28 protein-coding genes are annotated in these 26,015 nt (G+C 71.7%); 13 read left to right on the top strand and 15 right to left on the bottom strand.

All coding sequences use genetic code 11. The features are described from left to right. Window positions 1–84: 84 nt before the first annotated feature. Complete coding sequence (locus tag ABZT12_RS16145; RefSeq protein ID WP_356383663.1) at window positions 85–1,653, top strand: LCP family protein; 1,569 nt, start codon at window positions 85–87, stop codon at window positions 1,651–1,653. A gap of 72 nt (window positions 1,654–1,725) precedes the next feature. Here ABZT12_RS16145 and ABZT12_RS16140 read toward each other — a convergent pair whose 3' ends face one another. Continuing rightward, on the bottom strand, window positions 1,726–2,277 hold the full coding sequence (locus ABZT12_RS16140) for an acyl-CoA thioesterase (protein WP_356383660.1): 552 nt from the start codon (window positions 2,275–2,277) through the stop codon (window positions 1,726–1,728). A gap of 110 nt (window positions 2,278–2,387) precedes the next feature. On the opposite strand from ABZT12_RS16140, the gene ABZT12_RS16135 reads away from it, so the two are divergent. After that, on the top strand, window positions 2,388–3,689 hold the full coding sequence (locus ABZT12_RS16135) for an LCP family protein (RefSeq protein WP_356383658.1): 1,302 nt from the start codon (window positions 2,388–2,390) through the stop codon (window positions 3,687–3,689). Window positions 3,690–3,753: 64 nt separating this feature from the next. On the opposite strand, the gene ABZT12_RS16130 is transcribed toward ABZT12_RS16135, so the two are convergent. Beyond that, on the bottom strand, window positions 3,754–4,911 hold the full coding sequence (locus ABZT12_RS16130) for an acyl-CoA dehydrogenase (RefSeq protein ID WP_356383655.1): 1,158 nt from the start codon (window positions 4,909–4,911) through the stop codon (window positions 3,754–3,756). Window positions 4,912–5,091: 180 nt separating this feature from the next. On the opposite strand from ABZT12_RS16130, the gene ABZT12_RS16125 reads away from it, so the two are divergent. The 3 genes from ABZT12_RS16125 to ABZT12_RS16115 all read left to right on the top strand — a co-directional run bounded on the left by ABZT12_RS16125 (window position 5,092) and on the right by ABZT12_RS16115 (window position 7,466). Beyond that, a complete protein-coding gene (locus tag ABZT12_RS16125; protein WP_356383653.1) occupies window positions 5,092–6,435 on the top strand; it encodes a UDP-glucose/GDP-mannose dehydrogenase family protein in 1,344 nt (447 codons plus the stop codon). 249 nt (window positions 6,436–6,684) lie between these two features. Next, window positions 6,685–7,047, top strand: coding sequence for a VOC family protein (locus ABZT12_RS16120; RefSeq protein ID WP_356383651.1), 363 nt, complete (start codon window positions 6,685–6,687; stop codon window positions 7,045–7,047). A 32-nt stretch (window positions 7,048–7,079) separates the two neighbouring features. Then, window positions 7,080–7,466, top strand: coding sequence for a VOC family protein (locus ABZT12_RS16115; RefSeq protein WP_356383648.1), 387 nt, complete (start codon window positions 7,080–7,082; stop codon window positions 7,464–7,466). 116 nt (window positions 7,467–7,582) lie between these two features. On the opposite strand, the gene ABZT12_RS16110 is transcribed toward ABZT12_RS16115, so the two are convergent. The 3 genes from ABZT12_RS16110 to ABZT12_RS16100 are packed head-to-tail and all read right to left on the bottom strand — an operon-like array spanning window position 7,583 to window position 10,505. Continuing rightward, window positions 7,583–8,839, bottom strand: a complete 1,257-nt coding sequence (locus tag ABZT12_RS16110; RefSeq protein ID WP_356383645.1) for a dipeptidase — start codon at window positions 8,837–8,839, stop codon at window positions 7,583–7,585. Window positions 8,840–8,844: 5 nt separating this feature from the next. Next, window positions 8,845–9,369: a 5-(carboxyamino)imidazole ribonucleotide mutase gene (gene purE / locus ABZT12_RS16105; protein ID WP_356383642.1), complete on the bottom strand. Its 525-nt coding sequence runs from the start codon at window positions 9,367–9,369 to the stop codon at window positions 8,845–8,847. After that, the gene (locus ABZT12_RS16100) at window positions 9,366–10,505 is read right to left on the bottom strand and encodes a 5-(carboxyamino)imidazole ribonucleotide synthase (RefSeq protein WP_356383639.1); all 1,140 of its coding nucleotides are present in this window, start codon (window positions 10,503–10,505) and stop codon (window positions 9,366–9,368) included. The genes purE and ABZT12_RS16100 overlap by 4 nt, the downstream gene beginning before the upstream one ends. Window positions 10,506–10,631: 126 nt before the next feature. Between ABZT12_RS16100 and ABZT12_RS16095 the strand changes: the two genes are divergently transcribed. After that, on the top strand, window positions 10,632–11,123 hold the full coding sequence (locus ABZT12_RS16095; protein WP_356383636.1) for a GtrA family protein: 492 nt from the start codon (window positions 10,632–10,634) through the stop codon (window positions 11,121–11,123). A 16-nt stretch (window positions 11,124–11,139) separates the two neighbouring features. Here ABZT12_RS16095 and ABZT12_RS16090 read toward each other — a convergent pair whose 3' ends face one another. Together ABZT12_RS16090 and ABZT12_RS16085 are read right to left on the bottom strand one after the other, a co-directional pair. Then, window positions 11,140–12,417: an ATP-binding protein gene (locus tag ABZT12_RS16090; protein WP_356383633.1), complete on the bottom strand. Its 1,278-nt coding sequence runs from the start codon at window positions 12,415–12,417 to the stop codon at window positions 11,140–11,142. A gap of 6 nt (window positions 12,418–12,423) precedes the next feature. After that, window positions 12,424–13,101 (bottom strand): response regulator transcription factor, encoded by a 678-nt coding sequence (locus tag ABZT12_RS16085; protein ID WP_356383630.1) that lies wholly within the window; start codon window positions 13,099–13,101, stop codon window positions 12,424–12,426. Between the two features lie 339 nt (window positions 13,102–13,440). Here ABZT12_RS16085 and ABZT12_RS16080 point away from each other — a divergent pair, with 339 nt between their 5' ends. Further along, a complete protein-coding gene (locus ABZT12_RS16080; protein ID WP_356383627.1) occupies window positions 13,441–14,937 on the top strand; it encodes an oligopeptide:H+ symporter in 1,497 nt (498 codons plus the stop codon). A gap of 175 nt (window positions 14,938–15,112) precedes the next feature. Then, a complete protein-coding gene (locus tag ABZT12_RS16075; protein ID WP_356383624.1) occupies window positions 15,113–15,712 on the top strand; it encodes a Uma2 family endonuclease in 600 nt (199 codons plus the stop codon). On the opposite strand, the gene ABZT12_RS16070 is transcribed toward ABZT12_RS16075, so the two are convergent. Both ABZT12_RS16070 and ABZT12_RS16065 read right to left on the bottom strand, forming a co-directional pair. Next, window positions 15,707–15,901, bottom strand: a complete 195-nt coding sequence (locus ABZT12_RS16070) for a DUF397 domain-containing protein (RefSeq protein WP_356383719.1) — start codon at window positions 15,899–15,901, stop codon at window positions 15,707–15,709. The two genes, ABZT12_RS16075 and ABZT12_RS16070, sit on opposite strands and share 6 nt — an antisense overlap. Next, complete coding sequence (locus ABZT12_RS16065) at window positions 15,898–16,728, bottom strand: helix-turn-helix transcriptional regulator (protein ID WP_356383621.1); 831 nt, start codon at window positions 16,726–16,728, stop codon at window positions 15,898–15,900. The genes ABZT12_RS16070 and ABZT12_RS16065 overlap by 4 nt, the downstream gene beginning before the upstream one ends. Window positions 16,729–16,911: 183 nt before the next feature. Here ABZT12_RS16065 and ABZT12_RS16060 point away from each other — a divergent pair, with 183 nt between their 5' ends. The 3 genes from ABZT12_RS16060 to ABZT12_RS16050 are packed head-to-tail and all read left to right on the top strand — an operon-like array spanning window position 16,912 to window position 17,488. After that, window positions 16,912–17,046 carry a hypothetical protein gene (locus ABZT12_RS16060; RefSeq protein WP_356383618.1) on the top strand — a complete coding sequence of 45 codons (135 nt, stop codon included), beginning with the start codon at window positions 16,912–16,914 and terminating at the stop codon, window positions 17,044–17,046. Then, window positions 17,043–17,369: a hypothetical protein gene (locus ABZT12_RS16055; protein WP_356383615.1), complete on the top strand. Its 327-nt coding sequence runs from the start codon at window positions 17,043–17,045 to the stop codon at window positions 17,367–17,369. Before ABZT12_RS16060 ends, ABZT12_RS16055 begins: the two co-directional genes overlap by 4 nt. Further along, window positions 17,366–17,488, top strand: a complete 123-nt coding sequence (locus tag ABZT12_RS16050) for a hypothetical protein (RefSeq protein WP_356383612.1) — start codon at window positions 17,366–17,368, stop codon at window positions 17,486–17,488. Before ABZT12_RS16055 ends, ABZT12_RS16050 begins: the two co-directional genes overlap by 4 nt. A 20-nt stretch (window positions 17,489–17,508) precedes the next feature. On the opposite strand, the gene ABZT12_RS16045 is transcribed toward ABZT12_RS16050, so the two are convergent. The 6 genes from ABZT12_RS16045 to ABZT12_RS16020 form a co-directional block, all read right to left on the bottom strand. Beyond that, window positions 17,509–18,813 (bottom strand): hypothetical protein, encoded by a 1,305-nt coding sequence (locus ABZT12_RS16045; protein ID WP_356383609.1) that lies wholly within the window; start codon window positions 18,811–18,813, stop codon window positions 17,509–17,511. Window positions 18,814–18,851: 38 nt separating this feature from the next. Then, window positions 18,852–20,003, bottom strand: a complete 1,152-nt coding sequence (locus ABZT12_RS16040; protein WP_356383606.1) for a hypothetical protein — start codon at window positions 20,001–20,003, stop codon at window positions 18,852–18,854. Beyond that, the gene (locus ABZT12_RS16035) at window positions 20,000–20,878 is read right to left on the bottom strand and encodes a hypothetical protein (protein ID WP_356383603.1); all 879 of its coding nucleotides are present in this window, start codon (window positions 20,876–20,878) and stop codon (window positions 20,000–20,002) included. The genes ABZT12_RS16040 and ABZT12_RS16035 overlap by 4 nt, the downstream gene beginning before the upstream one ends. A 58-nt stretch (window positions 20,879–20,936) precedes the next feature. Beyond that, a complete protein-coding gene (locus ABZT12_RS16030; RefSeq protein WP_356383601.1) occupies window positions 20,937–21,710 on the bottom strand; it encodes an LPXTG cell wall anchor domain-containing protein in 774 nt (257 codons plus the stop codon). A 227-nt stretch (window positions 21,711–21,937) separates the two neighbouring features. Then, window positions 21,938–22,495, bottom strand: coding sequence for an ATP-binding protein (locus tag ABZT12_RS16025; RefSeq protein ID WP_356383598.1), 558 nt, complete (start codon window positions 22,493–22,495; stop codon window positions 21,938–21,940). A 227-nt stretch (window positions 22,496–22,722) separates the two neighbouring features. Then, a complete protein-coding gene (locus tag ABZT12_RS16020) occupies window positions 22,723–23,100 on the bottom strand; it encodes an STAS domain-containing protein (protein ID WP_356383595.1) in 378 nt (125 codons plus the stop codon). A gap of 238 nt (window positions 23,101–23,338) precedes the next feature. On the opposite strand from ABZT12_RS16020, the gene ABZT12_RS16015 reads away from it, so the two are divergent. Further along, window positions 23,339–24,265, top strand: coding sequence for an RNA polymerase sigma factor SigF (locus ABZT12_RS16015; protein ID WP_356383592.1), 927 nt, complete (start codon window positions 23,339–23,341; stop codon window positions 24,263–24,265). 189 nt (window positions 24,266–24,454) lie between these two features. After that, window positions 24,455–25,972 (top strand): RICIN domain-containing protein, encoded by a 1,518-nt coding sequence (locus tag ABZT12_RS16010; protein ID WP_356383589.1) that lies wholly within the window; start codon window positions 24,455–24,457, stop codon window positions 25,970–25,972. Window positions 25,973–26,015 lie beyond the last annotated feature (43 nt).

The raw sequence follows: 26,015 nt of genomic DNA, 5'->3' as shown, positions 1-26,015 counted from the left end.
GCCCGGGTCGGTGCCGCTCGTATCTGATCGTATCGGCCTACGGTGCTCACGATCCCACGTTCGGCCCTCGCGGAGGTGTCCCCCATGCCCACGCCGCCCCGCCGCTCCCCCACCGCCCGTCCCCCCGAGCGCCGCCCGCGGCCCCCCGCGCGGCCGAAGCGACCGCCCGTGCGGCCGAAGAAGCCGCGCTGGGCCATGCGGGCGGCGAGCACGTTCTCCGTGGTGGTGCTCGCCTCCGCCGGGATCGGGCACGCCGTCGTCACCGGCCTCGACGCGGACATCGCCCGCGTCGACCCCTTCAAGGACATGAAGAACCGGCCGCGCGCCGGCCACGGCATGAACGTGCTGCTCGTCGGCACCGACGGCCGGGACCGGATCAGCGAGGCGGACCGGCACGAGTACCGCCTCGGCGGCGCGCCCTGCCGCTGCACCGACACGATCATGATCGTGCACCTCTCCGCGGACCGGGACCGGGCGAGCGTGGTCAGCCTGCCGCGCGACTCCTACGCCGAGGTGCCCGGCCGTACCGACCCGGCCACCGGCGGACACCACGGGACGCACCCCGTCAAGCTCAACGCGGCCTACGCGGAGGGCGGCCCGAACCTCACCGTGCGGACCGTCGAGAACATGACGCACGTGAAGATCGACCACTATCTGGAGGTCGACTTCACCAGCTTCATGAAGACGGTGGACGTGCTCGGCGGGGTGCGGATCTGTACCGCCGAGCCGCTGCGGGACTCCTACACCGGGCTCGACCTGCCGGCCGGCACGCACACGCTGATGGGCGGCCAGGCCTTGCAGTACGTCCGCTCGCGCCATGTGGACGGCGCCGCCGACCTCGGCCGGATGAAGCGTCAGCAGCGCTTCCTGGCGGCGCTGGTAGAGCAGGCCACCACCTCCGGGGTGCTGCTGAACCCGCTGCGGTTCCGTGACGTGACCCGGGCGGTCCTCGGCTCGGTCCGGGCCGACCAGGGCTTCGGCACCGATGAACTGCTGGACCTGGGGCGGGGGTTGCGGAACTTCTCCCCCTCCTCGTCCGAGTTCACCACGGTCCCGATCAGTGACATGGCCCATGTCGTGAAGGGCGTCGGCTCCACCGTGATGTGGGACGGCCCGAAGGCGGCGAAACTCTTCGACGCCCTGCGGGACGACAAGCCGCTGACCGTCCGCCGGGCGCCGGGCTCGGGCGTCGCGACGGTGGACGTGCCCCCGCGGCAGATCCAGGTGCAGGTGGAGAACGGCACGACGGTCGGCGGGCTCGGCCGCCGGGTGGACGCGGCGCTCGCGGCGACCGGCTTCCGCACCACCGGCCGGCCGGTCACCGCGGCCCAGCACGACGTACGCCGGACGGTCATCGCCCACGACCCCCGGTGGGACCGCTCGGCGCGGACGCTGGCCGCCGCGCTGCCCGGGAGCGAGCTGCGGGCGGTGCCGGGGCAGGGGACGCTGCTGAAGGTGATCGTGGGGAGCGACTTCAAGCGGGTCACGCCGGTGCGGGCGGACGGTCCACAGCCGGCCGAGCCCACCCGGTCGACGCCGTCGACCCCGTCGGCCCGGCCCATCCAGGCGCCCCCGTCGTCGACCGGGCCGGCGGAGGGCGCTGCGGGCGCCGAGGGGGCCGTGGAGACGGGGGAGAGGATGGGGTGCGCCTGAAAAAGCGTGACACTTCGCCGGAATTCGTCACGCTTTCCGCGGTGGACCCCCCCTCCCCGGGCCCCCTCGGGCTCAGTCGTCGAGGCCCTCGGCGGCCCGCTTCTCGCGCAGCTCCATGATCGCGCGGCGGCGGGCCAGCCGGTGCGTGCGGCGGATCTGGGCCTCCTGGTAGCGGCGCTCGTCGCGCTCGGTCTCCGGGAGCACCGGGGGCACCCGGCGGGGCCTGCCGTCGGCGTCGACGGCGGCGAAGACGAGGTAGGCGGAGCCGACCTGGGTGGCGGGGTCCGACTCGTTCCAGCGCTCGGCCATGACCCGCACGCCGACCTCCATGGAGCTCCGGCCGACCCAGTTGACCTGGGCCTTCACATGGACGAGGTCACCTACGCGGACCGGTTCGAGGAACGCCATCTCGTCCATGGACGCGGTGACGGCCGGGCCGCCGCTGTGCCGGCCGGCCACGGCGCCCGCCGCGTCGTCGACCAGCTTCATGATCACCCCACCGTGCACCGTACCCAGGAGGTTGGTGTCGTTGTGGGTCATGATGTGGCTGAGGGTGGTGCGGGAGGCGGAGGTCGGCTTCCCGGGGAGCTGGTCTGTCACGGCCTGGTCTGTCACGGCCTCCACCCTATGCCGGGTGACTTTCGCCGGACTTTGTGTCGGCTTGGCAACAGCAGTGACCTGATTTTCCGACGACCCTTGTATGGCCCATAGGGGCGCACTGCACACTGGGCCCCATGAGCGATTGGCCCCAGGGCAGTTCCGGCGACGACCGGGACCGGTACGGACGCGGCAGCGGCAACGCACAGCCGGAGAGCGCACGCGTGATGCGTCAGGTCCGGCGTGGCCCCGGGGCCACGCCGGGAGAGAACGGCTACCCGGGCTCCGGCCCGGCGGCACCGCCGTACGGCGGCGGAGTCCCGCAGCAGTCGTCGTACAGCGGCGGCCAGGGCTACGACGACGGGTACAACACCGGCCAGGTCTACGGCAGGCCCGGCCACGACGGTCCCGGCGGGCCGGAGGGTCCGGGCGGCCCGGGCGGACGCGGTCCGCGGCCCGCGCCGAACTGGCGCCGCCGGATCAAATGGACGGCGATCACCCTCGTCACCGTGCTGCTGGTCACCTCCGTGGCGACCTACTTCTGGGCCGACTCCAAGCTCAACCGCGACGTCGACCTCTCCAAGGTGATCGACCGGCCGGATGCGGGCGGCGGCACCAACTACCTGATCGTGGGTTCCGACAGCCGGGCCGGGCTGACGGCCGCGCAGAAGAAGGCGCTGCACACCGGTTCCGCCGAGGGCAAGCGCACGGACTCGATGATGATCCTGCACGTCGGTGACAACGGGGACACCCTGGTCTCGCTGCCCCGTGACTCGAACGTCACGATCCCGTCCTACGTGGGCTCGACGTCCGGCAAGACGTACAAGGGCACGGGCCGGCAGGAGAAGCTCAACGCGGCGTACGCGGAGGACGGGCCCACGCTGCTGGTCCGCACCGTCGAGTACAACACCGGCCTGCACATAGACCACTACGTCGAGATCGGCTTCGCCGGCTTCGCGAGCATCGTGGACGCGGTGGGCGGCGTCACGATCGACATCGACAAGGGCTTCAAGGACTCGTACTCGGGCGCCGACTTCAAGGCCGGCAAGCAGACGCTCAACGGCGACCAGGCGCTCGCCTTCGTCCGTACCCGGCACGCGTTCGCGGCCTCCGACCTCCAGCGCACCAAGAACCAGCAGAAGTTCCTGTCGGCGCTGGCGCACCAGGTGGCGACCCCGTCGACGCTGCTCAACCCGTTCAAGCTCTACCCGACGCTGGGCGCGGGCCTGGACTCCCTGACGGTGGACAAGGACATGTCGCTGTGGGACCTGGCGTCCATGTTCTGGGCGATGAAGGGGGTCAGCGGCGGCGACGGTACCTCGATGAACATGCCGATCTCCGGCTCCACCGGCGGCAACCTCGTCTGGGACAAGGCGAAGGTCAAGACGCTGGTGAACGAGTTGAACAACGACGAGAAGGTCACGGTGTCCGGCAACTGACACGGACCCGAAGGGCCCCGCCCGCACGCCCGCGAGGGGCGGTGGGGGCGGGGCCCTCGTGGTGTTACGGCAGGTTCCGCGCCATCACTATGCGCTGGACCTGGTTGGTGCCCTCGTAGATCTGGGTGATCTTCGCGTCGCGCATCATCCGCTCGACCGGGTAGTCGCGGGTGTAGCCGTAGCCGCCGAGGAGCTGGACCGCGTCGACGGTGACCTCCATCGCCACGTCCGACGCGAAGCACTTCGCCGCCGCGCCCTGGAAGGTGAGGTCCTTGTCGCCGCGCTCCGAGGCCGCCGCGGCCTGGTACGTCAGCGCGCGGGCCGCCTCGATCTTCATCGCCATGTCGGCGAGCATGAACTGGATGCCCTGGAAGTCGGCGATCGGCTTGCCGAACTGCTTGCGCTCCTTGACGTAGCCCTTGGCGTAGTCGAGGGCGCCCTGCGCGATGCCGAGCGCCTGGGCGGCGATGGTGATGCGGGTGTGGTCCAGGGTCTTCATCGCCGTCGCGAAGCCGGTGCCCTCCTCGCCGATCATGCGGTCGGCGGGGATACGGACGTTGTCGAGGTACACCTCGCGCGTCGGGGAGCCCTTGATGCCGAGCTTCTTCTCGGGGGCGCCGAAGGAGACGCCCTCGTCGGACTTCTCGACGACGAAGGCGGAGATGCCCTTCGAGCGCTTCTCGGGGTCGGTGACCGCCATCACCGTGTAGTAGTCGGAGACACCGGCGTTGGTGATCCAGCGCTTCACGCCGTTCAGCACGTAGAAGTCGCCGTCGCGGACCGCCCGGGTCTTCATGCCGGCCGCGTCCGAGCCGGCGTCCGGCTCGGAGAGGCAGTACGAGAACATCGCGTCGCCCTTGGCCAGCGGGGTGAGGTACTTCCGCTTCAGGGCGTCGGAGCCGGAGAGGACGACCGGGAGCGAGCCCAGCTTGTTCACCGCCGGGATCAGGGAGGAGGAGGCGCAGACGCGGGCCACCTCCTCGATGACGATCACGGTCGCCAGCGCGTCCGCGCCCGCCCCGCCGTACTCCTCGGGCACGTGCACCGCGTGCAGGTCGTTCGCGACCAGGGCGTCGAGGGCCTCCTGCGGGAAGCGGGCCTCCTCGTCCACCGCGGCGGCGAACGGCGCGATCTTCGCCTCGGCGAGGGAGCGGATCGCGTCCCGGAGCATGTCGTGCTCCTCGGACGGGCGGTACAGGTCGAAATCAGCCGATCCGGCCAAGGTCTCTCACGCTCCAAGGACACTGTGACGACGTTGTTCATTACTGTTAAGTAACCCAAATTTTAGGGGCCCCGCCCACGGGAGTGATACGTGAGCTTGGCGACAGGGGGGAAAATTCCCCGCACAGAGCGCCGACTATGCTCGGGCGCGCATCCCCGCGCCCACTTTTCTGGAGCACTCATGGCCCTCAAAATCACCGTGATCGGCACCGGCTACCTGGGCGCCACGCACGCCGCGGCCATGGCCGAGCTCGGCTTCGAGGTGCTCGGGCTCGACGTCGTACCGGAGAAGGTGGAGATGCTCCGCCGGGGCGAGGTGCCGATGTACGAGCCCGGCCTGGAGGAGTTGCTGCGCAAGCACGTGGCCGGGATAGAGGGCTCCAGCGGGCGGCTGCGCTTCACCATGGACTGGGCGGAGGTGGCGGAGTTCGGGGACATCCACTTCGTCTGTGTGAACACCCCGCAGAAGCACGGCGAGTACGCCTGCGACATGTCGTACGTCGACGCCGCCTTCGCCGCCCTCGCCCCGCACCTCACCGGTCCCGCGCTCGTGGTGGGCAAGTCCACCGTGCCCGTCGGCTCGGCGGACCGGCTGGCCGGCTACCTCGCCGCGCACGCCCCCGCGGGCGACGACGCCGAGCTGGCCTGGAACCCGGAGTTCCTGCGCGAGGGCTTCGCCGTCGAGGACACGCTGCACCCGGACCGGATCGTCGTCGGCACCAGGAGCGAGCGCGCCGAGAAGCTGCTGCGCGAGGTGTACGCGGGGCCGGTCTCGGCCGGGTCGCCGTTCGTGGTGACCGACTTCCCGACCGCCGAGCTGGTGAAGACGGCCGCCAACTCCTTCCTCGCCACCAAGATCTCCTTCATCAACGCGATGGCCGAGGTCTGCGAGGCCGCCGACGGGGACGTGGTGAAGCTGGCCGAGGCGATCGGGCACGACGAGCGGATCGGCCGGAAGTTCCTGCGGGCGGGCATCGGTTTCGGCGGCGGGTGTCTGCCCAAGGACATCCGGGCGTTCATGGCGCGCGCCGGCGAGCTGGGCGCCGACCAGGCGCTGACCTTCCTGCGCGAGATCGACTCCATCAACATGCGGCGGCGCGGCCAGATGGTGGAGATGGCGCGCGAGGCGCTGGGCGGCGGTTCCTTCCTGGGCAAGCGGGTCGCGGTGCTCGGCGCCACCTTCAAGCCGGACTCCGACGACGTACGCGACTCCCCCGCGCTGAACGTCGCCGGGCAGATCCACCTCCAGGGCGGCCAGGTCACCGTGTACGACCCGAAGGGCATGAACAACGCCCGCCGCCTCTTCCCGACGCTCGGGTACGCGGACACCGCCGCCGAAGCGGTACGGGGCGCCGATGTGGTCCTGCACCTGACGGAGTGGCGGGAGTTCCGCGAGCTGGACCCGGCGGCGCTCGGCGAGGCCGTACGCGCCCGGGTGGTGCTCGACGGGCGGAACGCGCTCGACCCGGAGCTGTGGCGCGCGGCGGGCTGGACGTTCCGCGCGATGGGCCGGCCCACCGCGTAGCGACGGCGGCGGCGGCCCGACCGCGGCGGCCGGACGACGCCGGTCCGGCCGAGGCTCAGTCGGCCGGACCGGCGTCCTGCCGCATTCTGCACCACCGCACGGTGATTCGGCCGACGACTCGCCAACTCCCGCCCCCGCGACGCCACTTGATCCGGTACCGACGCAGCCGCGCCGAGTAGTACGGCACCATGCGGTAACCCGTCATCGCTACGGCGGTTCTCCTGGTAACCGTCTCCTGAGGAGGAAGTCATGGCAGCTCTCGCCAAGCTCGGCCCGGTCGTCCTGGACTGTCCCGACCCGCTCGCGCTCGCCGGTTTCTACGCCGGTGTCCTGGGCGGCACGGTCGAGGGGGAGGGCGACTGGGTGGACCTGACACTGCCCGGCGGGGCGTCGCTCGCCTTCCAGCAGGCTCCGGGGCACGTACCGCCGGAGTGGCCGTCGCCGGACGGCTCGCAGCAGTTCCATCTGGACCTGACCGTCGACGACCTGGACGCGGCGGAGCGGGGGGTGCTGGCGCTGGGCGCGAAGCCGCTGGACGCGGCGGACCGCACGCGCGGGTTCCGGGTTTACGCGGACCCGGCCGGGCACCCGTTCTGTCTCTGCGCCTGCTGACCGGCGTGAGCGACCGAATCGTTGGAGGCACGATGACCGCAGTGGCCCGTTTCCGTTCCGTCGTCCTGGACTGCCCCGACCCGCACGCGCTCGCCGCGTTCTACGCGGCGGTGGTGGGCGGCACGCCCGTCGCCGAGGACGACGAGTGGGTCGTGCTCCAGGTCCCGGACGGCCCCCGGATCGCCTTCCAGCGGGCCGAGGGCCACACGCCCCCCGAGTGGCCGCGCGCGGACCGCAACGGGCAGCAGTTCCACCTCGACCTCGACGCCGGCTCCACCTGGGCGGAGATCGACGCGGCCGAGGGGAAGATCCTGGCGCTGGGCGCACGGCCGCTGCGCCAGGAGGACAAGGAGGACTTCCGGGTCTACGCCGACCCGGCCGGCCACCCCTTCTGCCTCTGCCGGATCGAGCACCCGTAGCGCGGGCCCGTCAGCGGCGGCCCAGCCCCGGTGGCCCAGCCCCGGTGGCCGGGCCGCCGCTGACGGGCCGCCGTCGGGGGGGGTGCTGACGGGGCGTTCGGGGGTGCGGCGCCCGGTCAGGCCGCCGGCGCCGCGCCGGGCGTTCCGTCGAGGGACTCGATCGTCGCGTTGGAGGGGCCCCGGCCGGCCTGGAGGTCGCGGGCCACGTCCTCGGCCGCGCCCAGCACCCGCACCGCGTTCCGCCAGGTCAGCTTGGACAGGTCGGCCTTCGACCAGCCGCGGTCCAGGAGTTCCGCGATGAGGTGGGGGTAGCCGGAGACGTCGTCGAGGCCCTCCGGCGTGAACGGGGTGCCGTCGTAGTCGCCGCCGATGCCCAGGTGGTCGATGCCGGCCGCCTCGCGCATGTGGTCGAGGTGGTCGGCGACGGTCGAGACGGTGGCGACCGGGCGCGGGTGGCTCTCCTCGTAGGCGCGGTGGACCCGCATCGCCTCGGGGGTGGTGTCGAGGTGGAAGAAGCCGTGCGCGCGCATGTTCTCGTCGGCGGCGGCCGTCCAGTCCACGGCGGCCTGGAGCACGAACTTGGGCACGAACGTCACCATCGCCATCCCGCCGTTGGCGGGCAGCCGCTCCAGGATGTCGTCGGGGATGTTGCGCGGGTGGTCGCAGAGGGCCAGGGCCGACGAGTGGGAGAAGATCACCGGCGCGGAGGTGGTGTCGAGCGCGTCGCGCATCGTGGTCGCCGCCACGTGCGAGAGGTCGACCAGCATGCCCTCCCGGTTCATCTCCCGCACGACCTCGCGGCCGAACGCCGTAAGTCCGCCGACGGCCGGCTCGTCGGTCGCCGAGTCCGCCCACGCCACGTTGTCGTTGTGGGTGAGCGTCATGTAGCGCACGCCCAGCGCGTACAACGACCGCAGCGTGGCGAGGGAGTTGGCGATCGAGTGGCCGCCCTCCGCACCCATCAGCGAGGCGATACGGCCCTCCGCGCGCGCCGCCTCCATGTCGGCGGCGGTCAGCGCGGCCCGCAGGTCGCCGGGGTAGCGGGCGAGCAACTGCCGTACGCAGTCGATCTGTTCGAGGGTGGCGGGGACCGCGTCGGGCAGGTCGGAGCGGACGTAGACCGACCAGTACTGCGCGCCGACCCCGCCCTGGCGCAGCCGCGGGATGTCGGTGTGCAGATGGGCGCCCTGGTGGCCGGCGATGTCGCGGGCGTCGAGGTCGTAGCGGACCTGTTCGCGCAGTGCCCAGGGCAGGTCGTTGTGGCCGTCGACGACCGGGAACTCCCGCAGCAGTTCCCGGGCTTGGGCCAGGGAGTCCGCTGCCCCCGAGGACGCGACGGACGCCGGTGAGGCCGGTGAGGTCGGTGTGTTCATCGCCGTCACTTCCCGAAGCCGAAGCCGCCGCCGGAGCTCTGCGCCTTGGCGCGCAGCCGCTTGCCCTTCTCCGCCGCCTGGTCGTTCAGCTCCTGCTGGAACTCCCGCATGCGGGCGCGGAGTTCGTCGTCGTGGACGGCGAGGATGCGGGCCGCGAGCAGCCCCGCGTTGCGCGCGCCGGCGACCGAGACGGTGGCGACCGGGACACCGGCCGGCATCTGCACGATGGAGAGCAGGGAGTCCATGCCGTCGAGGTGCTTCAGCGGCACGGGCACGCCGATCACCGGCAGCGGGGTCACCGAGGCGAGCATGCCCGGGAGATGGGCCGCGCCGCCCGCGCCCGCGATGATCGCCTTGAGGCCGCGGCCGTCCGCCTGCTCGCCGTAGCTGATCATCTCGCGCGGCATGCGGTGCGCGGAGACGACGTCGACCTCGTAGGCGATCTCGAACTCGTCGAGGGCCTTCGCGGCGGCCTCCATGACGGGCCAGTCGGAGTCGGACCCCATGACGATTCCCACGACAGGACTCATTCGGTGATCGTGCCTCTCAGGTAGCCGGCTGCGTGACGGGCGCGTTCCAGCACGTCGTCCAGGTCGTCGCCGTAGGTGTTGACGTGGCCGACCTTGCGGCCGGGCTTCACGTCCTTGCCGTACATGTGGATCTTCAGCTGGGGATCGCGGGCCATGCAGTGCAGGTACGCGGAGTACATGTCCGGGTAGTCGCCGCCGAGGACGTTGCCCATGACGGTCCAGGGGGCGCGGGCACGGGGGTCGCCCAGCGGGAGGTCGAGGACGGCCCGGAGATGGTTGGCGAACTGGCTGGTGACCGCGCCGTCCTGCGTCCAGTGGCCCGAGTTGTGGGGGCGCATGGCGAGTTCGTTGACGAGGATGCGGCCGTCGCGGGTCTCGAAGAGTTCGACGGCGAGGTGGCCGACGACACCGAGTTCCTTGGCGATACGCAGCGCCATCTCCTCGGCCTTCAGGGCGAGGGACTCGTCGAGGCCGGGGGCGGGCGCGATCACCGTGTCGCAGACGCCGTCGACCTGCTGGGACTCCACGACCGGGTAGGCGACGGCCTGGCCGTGCGGGGAGCGGACGACGTTCGCCGCCAGCTCCCGGACGAAGTCGACCTTCTCCTCGGCGAGGACCGGGACACCCGCGCGGAACGGGTCGGCGGCCTCCTCGACGGAGTCGACCACCCACACGCCCTTGCCGTCGTAGCCGCCGCGCACGGTCTTGAGGACGACCGGGAAGCCGTCCCCCTCCGCGGCGAAGGCGGCCACGTCCGCCGGGTCGCCGACCAGGCGGTGGCGCGGGCACGGCACACCGATCGAGGTGAGTCTGGCGCGCATCACCCCCTTGTCCTGGGCGTGCACGAGCGCGTCGGGGCCGGGGCGGACGGGGATGCCGTCCGCCTCCAGGGCGCGCAGATGCTCGGTGGGGACGTGTTCGTGATCGAAGGTGATCACGTCGCAGCCCCGTGCGAAGTCGCGCAGCGTGTCGAGGTCGCGGTAGTCGCCGACGACGACGTCACCGACGACCTGCGCCGCGGAATCCTGGGGCGTGTCACTGAGGAGCTTGAATCTGATGCCGAGCGGGATGCCAGCCTCGTGTGTCATACGGGCGAGCTGGCCTCCGCCGATCATGCCGACTACCGGGAACGTCACACCCCTAGGGTATCGGCCACTTTTGCCGCCCTCTTCCCGGCCCGGGAGGAGCTTCGCGGGCGGGAGGGGTGGCCGGTGGTTAGCATGGCCGGACCGACCACTCCGAGAGACGAGGCCTGTACAGCCATGGCACGTGGTTCCTCATCAGGGCCTTTCAAACGGTTCGGGCCCGAGATCGCCAAGTTCGGCGCGGTGGGCGCCGCGGGCACGGTGGTGAACTTCGGGGTCTCGAACCTGCTGTGGCACCTCACCAGCCTCCAGGCCGTCCGCGCCAACGTGATCGCCACGATCGTCGCCATCGGCTGCAACTACGTCGGCTTCCGCTACTTCACCTACCGGGACCGTGACAAGAGCGCGCGGACCAAGGAACTCACGCTCTTCCTGGTGTTCAGCCTGGTCGGCCTGGTGATCGAGAACGGCGTCCTGTTCGCGGCGATCTACGGCTTCGGCTGGGACAGCGCGCTGGAGCGCAACCTCTTCAAGGTGCTCGGCATCGGGATCGCCACCCTGTTCCGCTTCTGGTCGTACCGCACCTGGGTCTTCAGGACCCTGCCGGTCGACGACACCGCCGCGGACCCCCTGGACGGGCCGCGCCGCCCGTCCCAGCACGTGAGCTGACCGTCCCCGCCGCCGCTCAGCGGACGGTCGGTTCGTCGCCCTCCACCGGTGCCCGCTTCTGCGGAGCCGTCCGGGAGAGGAAAAGACCGAAGACCGGCGGCTTGGCCTGGAGCATCTCCAGTCGGCCGCCGTCCGCCTCGGCCAGGTCACGGGCGACCGCGAGGCCGATGCCGGTGGAGTTGCGGCCGCTGATGGTGCGCTCGAAGATGCGGGCGCCCAGGTCGGCGGGGACGCCCGGACCCTCGTCGGTGACCTCGACCACGGCCTGGTTGCCGGTGACCCGGGTGCGCAGGGCGACCGTGCCGCCGCCGTGCATCAGGGAGTTCTCGATCAGAGCGGCCAGCACCTGGGCGACGGCGCCCGGAGTGCCGACGGCCTGGAGGTGCCGCTTGCCGGAGCTGACGATGGCCCGGCCCACGCCCCGGTAGGCGGGGCGCCACTCGGCGAGCTGTTGTTGGATGACCTCGTCGAGGTCGAAGGTGACGGCGTTGCCGGTGCGCGGGTCGCGGGAGTTGGTGAGCAGCCGCTCGACGACGTCGGTGAGCCGCTCCACCTGCGTCAGGGCGATGGTCGCCTCCTCCTTCACCGTCTCCGGGTCGTCGGTGAGGGTGATCTCCTCCAGCCGCATGGAGAGCGCGGTCAGCGGGGTGCGCAGTTGGTGGGAGGCGTCGGCGGCCAGCCGGCGTTCGGCGGTGAGCATGCGCGCGATGCGCTCGGCGGAGGAGTCGAGGACGTCGGCGACCCGGTCCAGTTCGGGGACGCTGTAGCGCTTGTGGCGGGGGCGCGGGTCGCCGGAGCCGAGCCGCTCGGCGGTCTCCGCGAGGTCGGTGAGCGGCGAGGCGAGCCGGTTGGCCTGCCGTACCGCGAGGAGTACGGCGGCCACCACCGCGAGCAGGGCGACCGCGCCGATGATCAGCAGGGTGCGGCCGACCTCGCGGGTGACGGTGGAGCGCGGTTCCGCCACGGTGACCCGCTCGCCCTCCTCGCCCTTGGCGGTGGAGCGGATGACGTCACCGTCCGGCTTGGTGCCGACCTCGATCACCGGGTGTCCCGGGATGCGGATCACGGCGTAGCGGTCCTCGGTGACCTGGGTGCGCAGGACCTCCGAGTCGACGATCTCCGCCCCGAGGATCCGGCTGTCCACGATGCTGGCGAGCCGGAGCGCCTCGGAGTCCACCCGTTCCTGCGCGCTGTTGCTGATCGTGCGCGTCTCGACGATGACGAGGGAGAGCCCGAACACGGCGATCACCACGAGGACGACCGCCAGCGTGGACTGGATCAGACGACGACGCACGAGGTGCTAGCTCTTCTCGAAGCGGAAGCCCACGCCGCGCACGGTCGCGATGTACCGGGGGTTGGCGGCGTCGTCGCCGAGTTTCTTGCGCAGCCAGGAGATGTGCATGTCGAGGGTCTTGGTCGACGACCACCAGGTGGTGTCCCAGACCTCGCGCATCAGCTGGTCACGTGTCACCACCCGGCCGGCGTCCCGCACGAGGACCCGCAGCAGGTCGAACTCCTTGGCGGTGAGCTGGAGTTCCTCGTCACCCATCCACGCGCGGTGCGACTCCACGTCGATGCGCACGCCGTGGGTGGCGGGCGGCTGCTGGAGCTCGGCGGCCCCGCGCCGCAGCAGGGCCCGGACGCGGGCGAGCAGTTCGGCGAGCCGGAAGGGCTTGGTGACGTAGTCGTCGGCGCCCGCGTCGAGGCCGACGACGGTGTCCACCTCGTCGGCGCGCGCGGTCAGGATGAGGATCGGGACGGTGTGGCCCTCGGCGCGCAGCCGGCGCGCCACTTCCAGGCCGTCCATGCCGGGCAGGCCGAGGTCCAGGACGCACAGGTCGATTCCGCCCTGGATTCCGGCGTCCAGGGCGGTGGGTCCGTCCTCGCGCACCTCGACCTCGTAGCCCTCCCGGCGCAGGGCGCGGGCCAGCGGCTCCGAGATGGACGCGTCGTCCTCGGCGAGCAGTACACGGGTCATGAGGTGATGGTAGTCCGCCTCGGACATGCCCAGAGGTGTGATCGCCATTGCCCCCTTCTTACTCTGGGGCAAGTCGGGTACCCCGCCGTGAAGATCGTGGACCGGACCTGTAAGTGTGGGGTGCGATCCCGGCATCCACCTTCGAAAAGATGTCCGGGTTCCGTCTGAAACCTGTGATCCCTGTCTCAAGTCCTTCCATTTCCGGCAGTGTCCTGCCGTATGGTGAAGAGAAGGCTTGTACCGGCACCGTCGACCTTTAGTGCGTATTTGACGCCTAGGGTCTCTTTTTTTGTGCGGGCTTCCGCCCAAGACGCGTGTCCCGACCAGCAAGGAACAACCATGGCGTCCAGCCTGACGAAGGACTCGCTGACTCCGGGCACCCCCGGTTCCGAGAAATCCTTCTTCGGCCACCCCCGCGGACTGGCCACACTCTTCATGACCGAGATGTGGGAGCGGTTCTCCTACTACGGCATGAGGGCTCTGCTCCCGCTGTACCTGACCGCCCCGGGCGGCCTCCACCTGAGCCTGACCACCGCGACGGCGATCTACTCGGTGTACCTGTCGCTCGTGTACCTGCTCGCCCTGCCCGGCGGCTGGTTCGCGGACCGCGTCCTCGGGCCCCGCAGGACGGTCGCCGTGGCCGGCGTGGTCATCATGCTCGGCCACCTCACGCTGGCGCTGCCCACCGCCGGCACGTTCTTCGCGGGCCTCGGCCTGGTGGCGATCGGCTCGGGTCTGCTGAAGGCCAACATCTCCACGATGGTCGGCCACCTCTACGACGGTCCGGACGACCCGCGCCGGGACGGCGGTTTCACGCTGTTCTACATCGGCATCAACGTCGGCGCGTTCGCCGCGCCGCTGGTGATCGGCACCGTCGGCGAGAACGTCAACTGGCACCTCGGCTTCGCGCTCGCCGCGGTCGGCATGGGCCTGGGCCTCGCCCAGTTCATGCTCGGCACCCGCCACCTCAGCCCCCGCTCGGACGTGGTCCCCACCCCGCTGTCCGCCCGGGAGAAGTCGGCCACGCTGCGCAAGTCGGCGCTGTGGGCGGCCGTCGCGGTCGTCTTCTACGCGGTCGTCGGCCTCTCCGGCCACTACACGCTGAACTGGCTGCTCGTCCCCATCACGGTCGCCGGCCTCCTCATCCCGGTGCTGGTCATCGCCCGCATCAAGCGCGACCGGAGCCTCGACCGGGCCGACCAGTCGAAGATGAGCGCGTACATCTGGTTCTTCGTGGCCGCCGCCGTGTTCTGGATGATCTACGACCAGGGCGGCTCGACGGTCTCCCTCTTCGCCGAGTCGTCGGCGAAGAACACGGTCATGGGCTGGGAGTTCCCGGTCTCCTGGTACCAGTCGGTCAACCCGGTCCTGATCATGGCGCTGGCGCCGCTCTTCGCCTGGGCGTGGCTGGCGCTGGCCCGGCGGGGCAAGGAGCCGAGCACGGCCGTGAAGTTCGCGCTGGGCCTGGTCCTGATCGGCGCCTCGTTCTTCCTCTTCCTGGCCCCGCTCGCGATCGCCGACGGCGGTCACAAGGCGGCGGCGCTCTGGCTGGTGGCGATCTACTTCGTGCAGACCGTCGGCGAGCTGCTGCTCTCCCCGGTCGGCCTCTCCGTCACCACGAAGATGGCCCCGGCGAAGTACGCCTCCCAGATGATGGGCGTCTGGTTCCTCGCGGTCACCGCGGGCGACGCCACGACGGGCCTCCTCTCCATCGCCGGAGTCGACCTCAACAAGACGGGCATCGTCACGCTCCAGGCCGTCCTCGCGGTCCTCGCGGGCGCGGCGGTGTGGATGTACCGCAAGCGGGTCCGCGAGCTGATGGGCACCGTGCGCTGAGCCCTGGCCGGGCCGGGCCGGCTGAAGCAGCGAAGGGCCCCGCCGCACCCCACCCGGGTGCGGCGGGGCCCTTTTCTTACTCGTGGCACCTTGATCACTCTTTGTGATGACGGTGCCCGGATTCCGCGACTACCGTTGGGGCGAGGGCCCGAGGATCCCGTCCATGGGAGGAACCATGACCGCAGAGCGTGCCGAGACCGCGTCCCGTTGGCCGACGCCGCCCCAGGACGGCTACACCGTGGACGACCTGTTCACACTGCCCGAACTCCCGCCGCACACCGAGCTCATCGACGGGAGCCTTGTTTTCGTGAGTCCTCAGCGAGATTTTCACGCCACGGTGATCGACTTGCTCGTCACCGGACTACGGCGCACCGCACCGCCGGAGTTCAAGGTGCGCCGCGAGATGACAGTGATTCTCGACAGCCGCAACGGCCCGGAACCGGATGTCTGCGTGGTCCGCGCTAGCGCCGTCACCGGACCGAGACTGACCCGGTTCCAGGTGGCCGATGTACTGCTCGCCGCGGAGGTGGTGTCCCCCGACTCCGAGTCCCGCGACCGGGACACCAAGCCGCGCAAGTACGCGGCGGCCGGCATCCCCCACTTCTGGCTCGTCGAGATGGCGGGCGTGGACGAGCACCCGGTCGTGCGGGTCTACGAGCTCGACCCGCTGTCCAAGACCTACGTGCTGACCGGCATCCACCACACCGCCCTCAAGCTGCCCGTCCCCTTCGACATCGACGTGGACATCTCCCAGGAGGCAATGCAGAACCTATGACAGCTCGTCCCGGCACACGGCGGTGACGAAGGCGCCCCAAGCGGCCGCTCCGAGGACCAGGGCGGGACCCTGCGGGTTCTTGGAGTCCCGCACGGGGACGACGGGGGCGGGGACGTTGTCGGCGACTTCGAGGCAGTTGCCTCCGTCCTGGTTGCTGTAACTGCTCTTGCGCCACGTCACCTTGCTCAGCACGGCGCCTCCTCCAACATCCGCTCGATGAACTTTTGCGACTCATATGGGGACAGGGCCAGATCGCGTACCAGATCGTATCGGAGCTGAAGCTCTTCAACTGTGCCAGTTTCTTGCACAAGTTCGCCTGAGTACCCGGTCTCCACCCAGGCCACAGTGCGCCCGTCAGCTCCTCGCAAAAACATGGTGTCCGTGTTCGTCAGGCCGTGCAGCCCCGCAAGCAATGGCAATACGTGGATGACGATGTTGCTGTGGTGCCCCATGAACAGCAGGTGCTCCAGCTGCTCCCGCCAGGCGGACACATCGCGCAACGGTGTCCTCAGCGCCGCCTCCGAGACAATCGCGCGGAACCGTGGACCATCGTCCGCCAGCAGCATCTCGCGGCGGCCGACGCGTGCCTCGATCTGTACCTCCAGTGCCGTGCCGTCAAGGCCGCCTTTTGCTAGCAACTCGCGTGCGTACGCGGAGGTTTGGAACAGCCCGGGAAGAATGTTCATGGAGTGCTGCCACAAATGGACCGCCTCGGCCTCCAGCAGCATGTACCGGCGGTACCGCTCCCTGAACTGCTTCGGGTCACCGATCGCCAGTTCCCACAGTGTCAGCAGGAACCCCTGTGTCCCGTAGTACTGGTCCAGCGCCTGCGCGATCTCGGGGCTGCCCAGCGTCTGTCCTCGCTCCAGCTTCCCCAACGTCGACCAGTCCCAGCCCAGTTGCTCGGCGAGCTGCCGGAGGGTGATGCCCTTGCGCTCCCGCAACTGCTTGACCTCTTCCGCGAACCGCCGCCGCGGCTCCTGGCTACGGCTCGTCACCGTGCGTCGCTGTGGCACCCGGAACTCCCCCTTTCCGCCGTTGTCCTGCCGTTGTGGAATGTGTGGAACTTGGCAGGTGAGCCGTGGAACTAGCCCACGTCAGCGGCGTTTTCGCCGTCGGGGCCCGTCATGCTCGTCCCACCTGAACACGCACCGTAACGTGCTCGGTGCTCTCCGCACAGGCAAACAGAGGAGTACGCCATGACTCGCCCCGCCCTCCCCCGCCGCGTCCGCGTCCACCGCGCCGCCGCCTGGACCCCGCCCGCCGGCTGGGCGCGCCCGACCCCGGCCGTCCTGCGGGCGGTCGAGGCGGCGCTCGCCCGGTGGTCGGCGTGACGGCGCCCTCGTCGACCGACATCTGCGACGTGTGCGGGGCGCTGCTCGCCCAGCGGGCGGCGGCGAAGGAGGCCGGCCGGGACGGCGAAGCCGTCGACTGCGAAAGGGAGTTGCGGGAGGCGCTGGACGAACGGACCGGGGTGCACACCGCCGCCCCGCGGCCGTACGACGTGAGCCGCCCGCCCGTCCCCGTGGAGGGCTGCGAGCCGTGCGCGGAACTCGCCGACCGCCGGTCCGCGGCGCGCGCCTCCTTCGACTACAGCGCGGTCGGCGACGCGAACGTGCTGCTGCGGGCGCACCAGCGGCTGGACCACGGCACGTGAGAAGGAGGAGGAAGCGGCGGACCCCGCTCGACGAGGCACTGTGGAGCGGGGTCCTCACACTGTTCTGCGTGGCCGTCCTGCTGGTGGTGATCCTGGTGTGGGTACGGCCGGGTTGCTGACCCGACGCCGGCCGGCCGGGCTACCGCAGCCGCCGCCGGCCAGGCAGGAAGGTGAACACGGCCACACCCAGCAGGATCGCGGTCCCGGAGACCAGCCCCAGCGCCTTCAGCGCGCCGTGGCTGTCGGAACCCGTCTCGGCCAGACCCCCGGACCCCGACGTGGAGCCGGAGGCGGACCCCCCGCCGGACGTGGAGGTCCCCCCGGACGTCGAGGTGCCGCCGGCCGCGCCGCCCGCCTGCCCGGTGGTGTCCAGGGTGAGCGACACCTGGGACGACTTCGGGGTGCAGGTCGTCGTCGTACCGAGGGCGTCGACCGTCAGGACACCGGGCGCCAGCGTCGTCGTACCGGTCGCGCCCGGCTTGTACGTGCCCGTCAGGTCCGGGATCTCGATCGGGGTGCCGGACTTGATGGCGGCCGAATTCGTCGGGCCCTCCACCCGCACGGACCCCTTGTCCGCGCCGCCCAGGACCACGCTCATGGACGGCTTCACCGAGCCTGCCGGGATGTCCACGGGGCTGTCCATCACCGACTTCTTGAACTTCACGGTGAGGTCGTAACTCCCGCCGTTCTTCCTGGCGTTGATCTGCACCGGCGAGGTCGCGGCCTTGTCCCCGATCGGCGTCTTGCAGGCGTACGGCACCTGGACCTCCTCACCGGTGAAGTCCGTCTGGCCGGTGCCGTCGCTCGGGGAGGCCGACGCGGTGTCACCGGGCGAGCCGGACGGGGACGCCGACCGCGAGGCGGAGTCGGTCGGGTCGGGCGACGCGCTCGGCGACGTACTCGACGAACCGCCGTCCCCCGCCGTCACGTTGATCGTCGCCGACGGCTGGACCGTCTCGGTCGGCGCGCACTTGGTGTCGGTGGAGAACGCGTTGACCGTGTAAGCGTCCGGCGTCAGCGTGACCTCGCCCGCGGTGGTCAGTTTCAGCGTGCCCGTCATGTCGGAGAGCGTCATCGCGGCGCCCTTGGGGATCGCCGGGTTCTTCCGCGGCCCCCGCATCGCGACGGAGGCGCTCTGCGCGCCCGCCGCCTTCAACGTCCCCGACGGCTGCACCGAGTCGGCCGGCAGATCGATGATGTCCGGGTTCCTGGACGCGGCCTGGGTGAACTTCCACACGACGTCGACCGTGTCGCCCACCTTCGCCGTCGCGGGCGCGGTGATCTCGACCTTGGTGGTGCCGTCGACGGGGTCGATGCCCGCGGGCGGCACACAGTGGGTGGCGTACGACACCTCGGCGGCCTGCGCGGTCCCGGCGGCGAGGCCGAGCGCGACGCCCGCGCCGCCGAGCACCAGCGCGAGGGCCGCCGCACCCGCTCGCCGCACCCCGCCTCCCCCGGCCGGTATGACTCTCCTTCGCTCGCTCACGTGGGTCCCTTCCTGGTGGGAGCCGTCGGGCTCGTGGGGCTGGTGGGAGCCGTCGGGCCGGTGGGGCCGGTCGCGCCGGTCGGGCCCGCCGGGTGGTCGTGGTGCGGTGCGGAGAGCCGGCCCGCCGCGCCCGGATCGGACTCCGGGGTGAACCACGGCAGGGTCGGAGCCGGGGGTGCCTTTTCCGGGGCGGCGCCGAACCTCGGCAGGCGCAGGGTGAGTTCGGGCAGGCGCGGGCCGCGGTGGCCGGCGGGGCCGGTGCTGCGGCCGGGGCGGCGGCGCGGGCGCAGCCGGTCCACCACGGCCATCCCGGCGCGGAACACCGCCGCCGGCACGACCACGCAGAGCAGCACCCAGAACAGCGTCACGCCCCACGGGCGGCCCACGCCCCACGGCTGTTCGGCGAGCGTCCGCCCGGCGTACCGCAGGGAGACCGTGTAGTCGCCGTGCGCGCCCGCCGACAGGCCGACCGGCAGGCCGATCTCGGCCTTCCCGCCGGGCGCGAGCGTGCCGCGCCACTCCTGGTCGTCCCACTGCGGGGCGAACACGCCGTGCGCGACGCCGACTTGGAAGACCGGGTTGCGGACCGGGCCCGAGCCGGCGTTGCCGACGGTGAAGACCAGCCGGCGGGACGGCGGCGCCCCGAACCAGGTCAGCAGCCCGCTCGAACCGTCCAGCCGGGTCTCGGTGAGCACGGAGAGCCGCCCCGCCGCCGGCTCGGCGGGCAACGGCTTCACCGCGTGCCCGGCCACGTGGAACACCGCGTCGGCGGACGCGGTCGCGCCCGTGACGGTCGCCACGTGGATCACGCACGGACACGGCACCGGCGGCTCCGCGACCGGCAGCTTCTTGCTGAAGCCGCCCTTCGCGTCGGTGGTCACGGCCCTGCCCTGCGCGTTGGCACAGGAGTTGGTGCCGCCGATCACTCCCTGGGAGGGCGAGGACTGTCCGCAGACCAGCATCATCAGCAGCGCGTGCGCCCGCCATCCGCTGCCGCTCACCGTGACCGAACCCCCGGTCCCCGCCTGCGACGTGGACACCTCGACGGAGGGCCGGCCGGCCGCGCCCGCGGGCACCGCCCCGGTCCACGGCAGCAGCACCAGCGCCAGCACCGCCACCAGCGCCGCGGCGCGCGCCCTCCCGCTCATCCCACCGCTCCCGTCAACTCGACCTCCGCGAAAGGCGGTTGCCCCTCACGTGCGCCTCCCGCCTCCCCCTCGTCCCCCGTGCTCGCGCGGCGCCGTCGCCGCCCCCGCACCGCCAGCGCCGTCGCGACGGCCACGGCGAGCAGGGCGCCCGCTCCCGCCGTCGCGCCCCGGGACACGAACCGCGCCGACACCCGGGCCGATCCGTGCGCCCCGCCCGCCGCCGTGACGGTCAGCCGCACGCCGACCGCGTCCAGGGCGGGCCGCCCCGGCCACGGCTCGGTGAGCCTCAGCCGCTTCCCGGGCGGCAGCCGGACGGGAAGGGTGCGCGGGGGCCGGTCGAGGAGCGTCCCGCCGAGCAGACCGTGGGCGCGGACCGCGAGCCTCGGCACGAGGACCGTGGTGCCCCGGTTGACCAGCTCGTAGCCGATCCGGTCGCCGCGCACGGTGACGTGCTCGACGGTCAGCGCGGCCAACGCGGGGCCGCCGACGCGGAGTCGCAGCGGTACCGTCACCCGCCTCCCGTTCCCGTCGCGCGCGGTGAGGGTGCCGGTGCGGGCACCGGGGGCGGCGCCCGCCGGGACACCGACCGTGAAGGGGACGTCGGCGCGGGTACGGGCGGGCACCCGGACCGCCGTGGCGGCGAAGGTGATCACGAGGCCGCCGCCGCGCAACCGCACGGTGACCGGCCCGGCGCCCCGGTTGACCACGGACACCGTGTCCCGCAGCACCGTCCCGGGCGCGCCCTCCGCGTAGAAGGACGGGCGGTCGCCGCCCGCGGGCGCGAGGGACCAGGCGCTGTCGTCGGCCCGCGCGACCGGGGCGGTCAGGAGCAGCGCGAGCACGGACAGGCACAGGACACGGACGGTGGGCAGCATGGGCGGCTCCGGCGGCGGACGTACGGCGGTCGTACGACGGACGTGCTGTCGGGCCCGGTCAGCGGCGGGCGCGGGCCGTTTGATGGCGCCGGGTCAGCCAGAGGACGCCCGCCGCGCCGGTGAGCACCGCGGTGCCGCCGAGCGTGCCGAGGGCGATCGCGGAGTCGTCGGGGCCGGTCTGCGGGAGGGTGCCACCGGAGCCCGTACCACTGCCGGACGAGCCGGTGGAACCCGAGGACCCCGAAGACCCGGACGTGCCCGTGGAACCGGACGAGCCCGAGGTGCCCGAGGTCCCGCTCGACGAACCGCCGGTGCTGCCGCCCGCGGCCGTCACGTCGAGGGTGAGGGACGGGCCGGGGTTGTTCGTCGGGGTGCAGGTGGTCGTCGTACCGAGGGCCTTGATGGTGAGGATCGCCGCCGTGAAGGTGACCTTGCCGGTCGCCTTCGGGGTGTACGTACCCGTCAAGTCATTGATCTTTATTGGGGTGTTGGCGGGTATCGCGGCCTGGTTGGCGGGGCCCGACACGGCGAGCGTGCCGCTGTCGGCGCCGGCCAGCTTGATGGTGGCGCTGGGACTCATCGCGCCCTTGCCCAGTTCGACCGGGCTGGACGAGACGCCTTTCTGCCACGACATGGTGATCTTGTACACGCTGCCGCTCTTGACACCCTTGATGTCGATCGGCGAGACGGCCGTCTTGACGCCGATGGGCGTCTGGCACTTGTAGTCGACGTCCACCACGGCGGCGCGGGCTGCGGGGGCGGTCAGGAATACCGCCGAGCCGGCCAGGGCCGCGACAGACGCGAGCGCTGCGGTTCGTTTCTGGTACGACACGGTCCCCTCATTCCTGACGGCACATCAGATCGGCCGTCAAGGTACGCCGGGGGCCCTGTGGAAGGAAGACAACTGCGCGCCGGAGTTGTGACGATCCGGCGCGCGCGGCAGGGGAGGGCACGAGGAGAGGCGAGAGGGAGTAACCCTAGGTAACCCCTTGGGGGGGCGGAAGGCGTTGCGAGGGGACGGAACCGCCTCGCCGTCGCTTCGCCGGCGCCCCGCCCGCGTTACGCGGGCGCGCCCAGCTCCGCCCACACCGTCTTGCCGGCGACACCCGGGGTGCGCACGACCCCCCAGTCCATACAGAGGCGCTGCACGATGAACATGCCGTGGCCGCCTGGGCGGCCCGCGCGGTGCGGGGTCCGGGGTGCGGGCTGACCCTCGCCCAGGTCGGAGACCTCGACGCGGAGCACCTTGTTGTCGACGGCGATGCCCATGTCCTGCGGGCCCTGCGCGTGCAGGCAGGCGTTGGTGACCAGCTCCGAGACGACGAGCAGGACGTCCTCGGCCGCGGCGCGCCGGTCGGCGGTCTCGGCGGGCAGCCAGCCCCAGGCGTGCAGCGCCTGCCGGGCGAAATCACGGGCGAGGGGTACGACGGCACCCGCCCCGTCGAAACTGAGTCTGCGGGCCTGCCGGGGTGCGGACGGCGCGGCCGCGGCCCCGTCGACCGGCACGGCGACGGACGCCATGGACGACAGGACGTCAGTGCCCTCCTCGGGCGCCGCCTGGGCGCCGCTGGGCTCCTGGCCGCGGTCGCCCGGCGAGCAGGGCCGGGTGGTGCTCATCAGCGCTTCACCTCACCGATTCACCGGTTCACGATCGGGACTGCGTACGTGGATGGAGGACGTTCTCCGTCACTCCGGCTTCCGTTGTCTTCACAGGAGATCTCCTGCCCGAGTGAACCCACAGAACACCCCCTATTCCGCACGGAAGGCGGGACGCGGCGAATTCGCCGGTCAGCAGGGGGGTCGGCCGGTCGCGGCACGGACGGAGGGGGCCCCTGGCCGACCGGTCAGCCGGATTCATCTGCGAGAGCGTCCGCGAGCGTCTCATGGAGGGTGAAGACCGAGTCGGCCCCCGTGATCTCGAAGACACGGGCCACCACCGGAAGCATCGCGACGAGATGCACCGCTCCCCCGGCGTTCTCCGCCTTCAGGCGGGCGCCGAGCAGCACGTTCAGGCCCGTGGAGTCGCAGAACTCCAGCCGTGAGCAGTCCACGACGAGCCGGGTGTGCCCCTTGTCGAGGAGTTCCTCCAGCGGCTCGCGCAACAGATCGGCGGTGTGGTGATCCAACTCACCCGCCGGGGTCACGACGGCGCTGGCGCCCTCTTTCCGCACCTCGACCAGAAGTCGGCCAGACTGTGCGCTGCCGACCGTCCCGCGGTCCATGCCGTGTCTCACTCCCGACCTTGCCGTTGCTGACGCATGCCCTGGAACACTACGCCTTCCTCACACTCTCCGACACCCGAACAACCCCCCGCAAACGGACATATGACCGCATAACGAACTTGCGGGTACCTCCGAAAACCGGATAGGGCTAGTACCGACACGAATTCGACACGGCCGGCTTGGAGGCGCCGCACACCGCAGTGCACGCACAGGCTCCGGCAGCCACATGCCGAGAACGATGGAGGACACCATGCCACCCCGGCGCGACGCACCGCACGCCCCCCCGGCGACAGCGGCATCCACCCCGGACCGTCCGGCGCCCGTCGCAGCGCACGGCGCGAACCGCGGACCGGGTGACGTCCTCGCCGGGCTCCCGGAGATCCCCCCGTTCGACGAAGTGGGACCGGTCGACGCGCGGGCCCTCTCCAAGACCCTCTTCGAGCGGCTGGAACGCCTCGAGGAAGGCACCTACGCGTACTCCTACGTCCGCAACACGCTCGTCGAGCTGAACCTCGCGCTGGTCAGGTTCGCCGCCTCCCGCTTCCGCTCGCGCAGCGAGCCGATGGAGGACATCGTCCAGGTCGCCACCGTAGGCCTGATCAAGGCGATCGACCGCTTCGAGGTGAGCCGCGGGGTCGAGTTCCCGACCTTCGCGATGCCGACCATCGTCGGCGAGATCAAGCGCTTCTTCCGCGACACCTCGTGGTCCGTGCGCGTACCGCGCCGGCTCCAGGAACTCCGCCTCGAACTGGCCAAGGCCGGCGACGAACTGGCCCAGCGACTGGACCGCTCGCCCACCGTGGCCGAGCTGGCGGAGCGCCTCGGCATCTCCAACGAGGAGGTCCTGGAGGGCATGGCGGCGTCGAACGCGTACACCGCCAGTTCGCTCGACGCGCAGCCGGAGGAGGACGACTCCGAGGGCGCGCTCGCGGACCGCCTCGGCTACGAGGACCACGGGCTCGAAGGCATCGAGTACGTCGAGTCCCTGAAGCCCCTGATCGCCCGGCTCCCGCTGCGGGACCGGCAGATCCTCTCCCTGCGCTTCGTCTCCAACATGACCCAGTCGGAGATCGGCGAGGAGCTCGGCATCTCGCAGATGCACGTCTCCCGGCTGCTGACCCGCACCCTGGTGCGCCTGCGCAAGGCCCTGACGGCCGAGGTCTGACAGCCCGGCCCGACCGTCCGCCCAGTCCGTCCCGTCCGGTTGTGGTCCCCCCGTCCCGTTACCCGGGCGGGCCGCGGGTTACCCCGGGAAACTTCGCCAAACTCCTCTCCGCCCCTCCCCGCGCGTCGTCCCGCGCCACTATGGTCCCCACCGAACCGGCCGGTACGTCAGGGAGACGGGGGTGGGGGGATGAGCGGTCCGGACAGCGCCGGGGCCGACGCGTCCGACGCACGGCTGACCGAACTCCTGCGCGCCGACCCGTCCGCCGTCTACGCGGCGCTGCACGAACTCCGCGCCCGGCACCAGCCTTCCGTCCTCGCCTACGCCCGGCTGTGCACGACGAACGACTCGACGGCGGGACAGCTGGCGGCCCAGACGTTCGCCCTGGCCGCGCGCGAGACGGCCCGCGGCGTCGACCCCGGCACCCCCTGGCGGCACCGGCTGCTGCTGCTCACCGTCCGGGTGGCCGCGGCCTGGTCCCGGGACGACCGCGCCGCCGGCCTCGACCCGGCCCTGCTCCTCGTCCTCAACTCGGCGGCCCCGGACGGCCCGGCCCCCCCGATGCTCACGGCGTTCCAGAGCCTCTCCTCCCGCGCCCAGGGCCTCGTCTGGTACGACACCGTCGAGCGCGAACCCCGCGAGGTGACCACCACCCTCCTCGGCCTCACCCCCGAGGACATCGCCTACGGCACCGAACAGGCCCTCCAGGCGATGACCCGGGCGTGCCTCCGGTTCCGTCTCGCTGCCTCCGACGACCCGCGCTGCGCCGGATTCCGCCGTCTGATCGAGGAGTCGGTGCGCCCCGACCGCCCTCCCCGCGCCGGCACCGGCCTGGACGTCCACATGGCCCGGTGCGCCCACTGCACCGGCGCCCACGAGGAACTCACGGCCCTGCGCGACGCTCCGCGCACCACCCTGGCGGAGGGCCTGCTGCCGTGGGCCGGCACGGCGTACGCGGCCCATCCCCCTCGCGCCGAACCGATCGCCAACACCCGGCGCCGACAAGGCACTTGGCCACCCGCACGGCGGCGCGTGGTGCTGGCCTCGGCGGTGTTCGGGGTGGCGCTGCTCCCGCTGCTGTTCCTGCTGCGTCCCTCCGGTGGTCCGTCGTCCCCGGCCGCCGGCCCGTCGGTCCCGGCGCGGGTGACGGTGACGGCGACAGTCCCGACCCGCCCGTCGCCGTCACCCTCGCAGTCGCACTCGGCCGCACCGTCGAGGTCGCCGTCGCCGTCGCCGTCGCCGTCGGTCAAGTCGCCTTCTCCGAGCCGGAGTTCGGCCGCTCCGGGCAAGGCGTCGCACGCCCCGAACGGCGCCTACGCCCAGGTCGTGAACCTCGGATCCGGCCGCTGCCTCGACATCCGCGACGGCGACCTGTCGGAGGGCACGGACGTCGTGACGGCCGCGTGCGGCTCGTCCCGCACCCAGCGCTGGCGCGTCGACTCCGGGCGCGGCGTCGTGCGGTCCGCCGCCGATCCCGACCTCTGCCTCGACAGCCGGGGCTCCGTCGACAAGGGCGTCGGCATCTGGGAGTGCGCCTCGGTCGACGGCGACCACGGCCAGAACCTGACGTTCACCGTCGACAGCGACGGGGTGATCCGCCCGGCCATCGCCATCGAGACGGCGGTGACGCCGGCGGACGGCGACGGGGTCGCGCTGCGGCCACTGAACGGGGGTACGGCGCAGCGGTGGGCGGCCGGCGCCTCCTGAACACCGCTCCCCCGTCCCGGCCCGGTCGCGTTCCCGGAGTCGG

This window comes from Streptomyces sp. NPDC005423 (genome assembly GCF_040606415.1).
In the GTDB taxonomy this organism is placed as follows: domain Bacteria; phylum Actinomycetota; class Actinomycetes; order Streptomycetales; family Streptomycetaceae; genus Streptomyces.
This window is presented reverse-complemented; position numbering and strand designations above follow the sequence as displayed.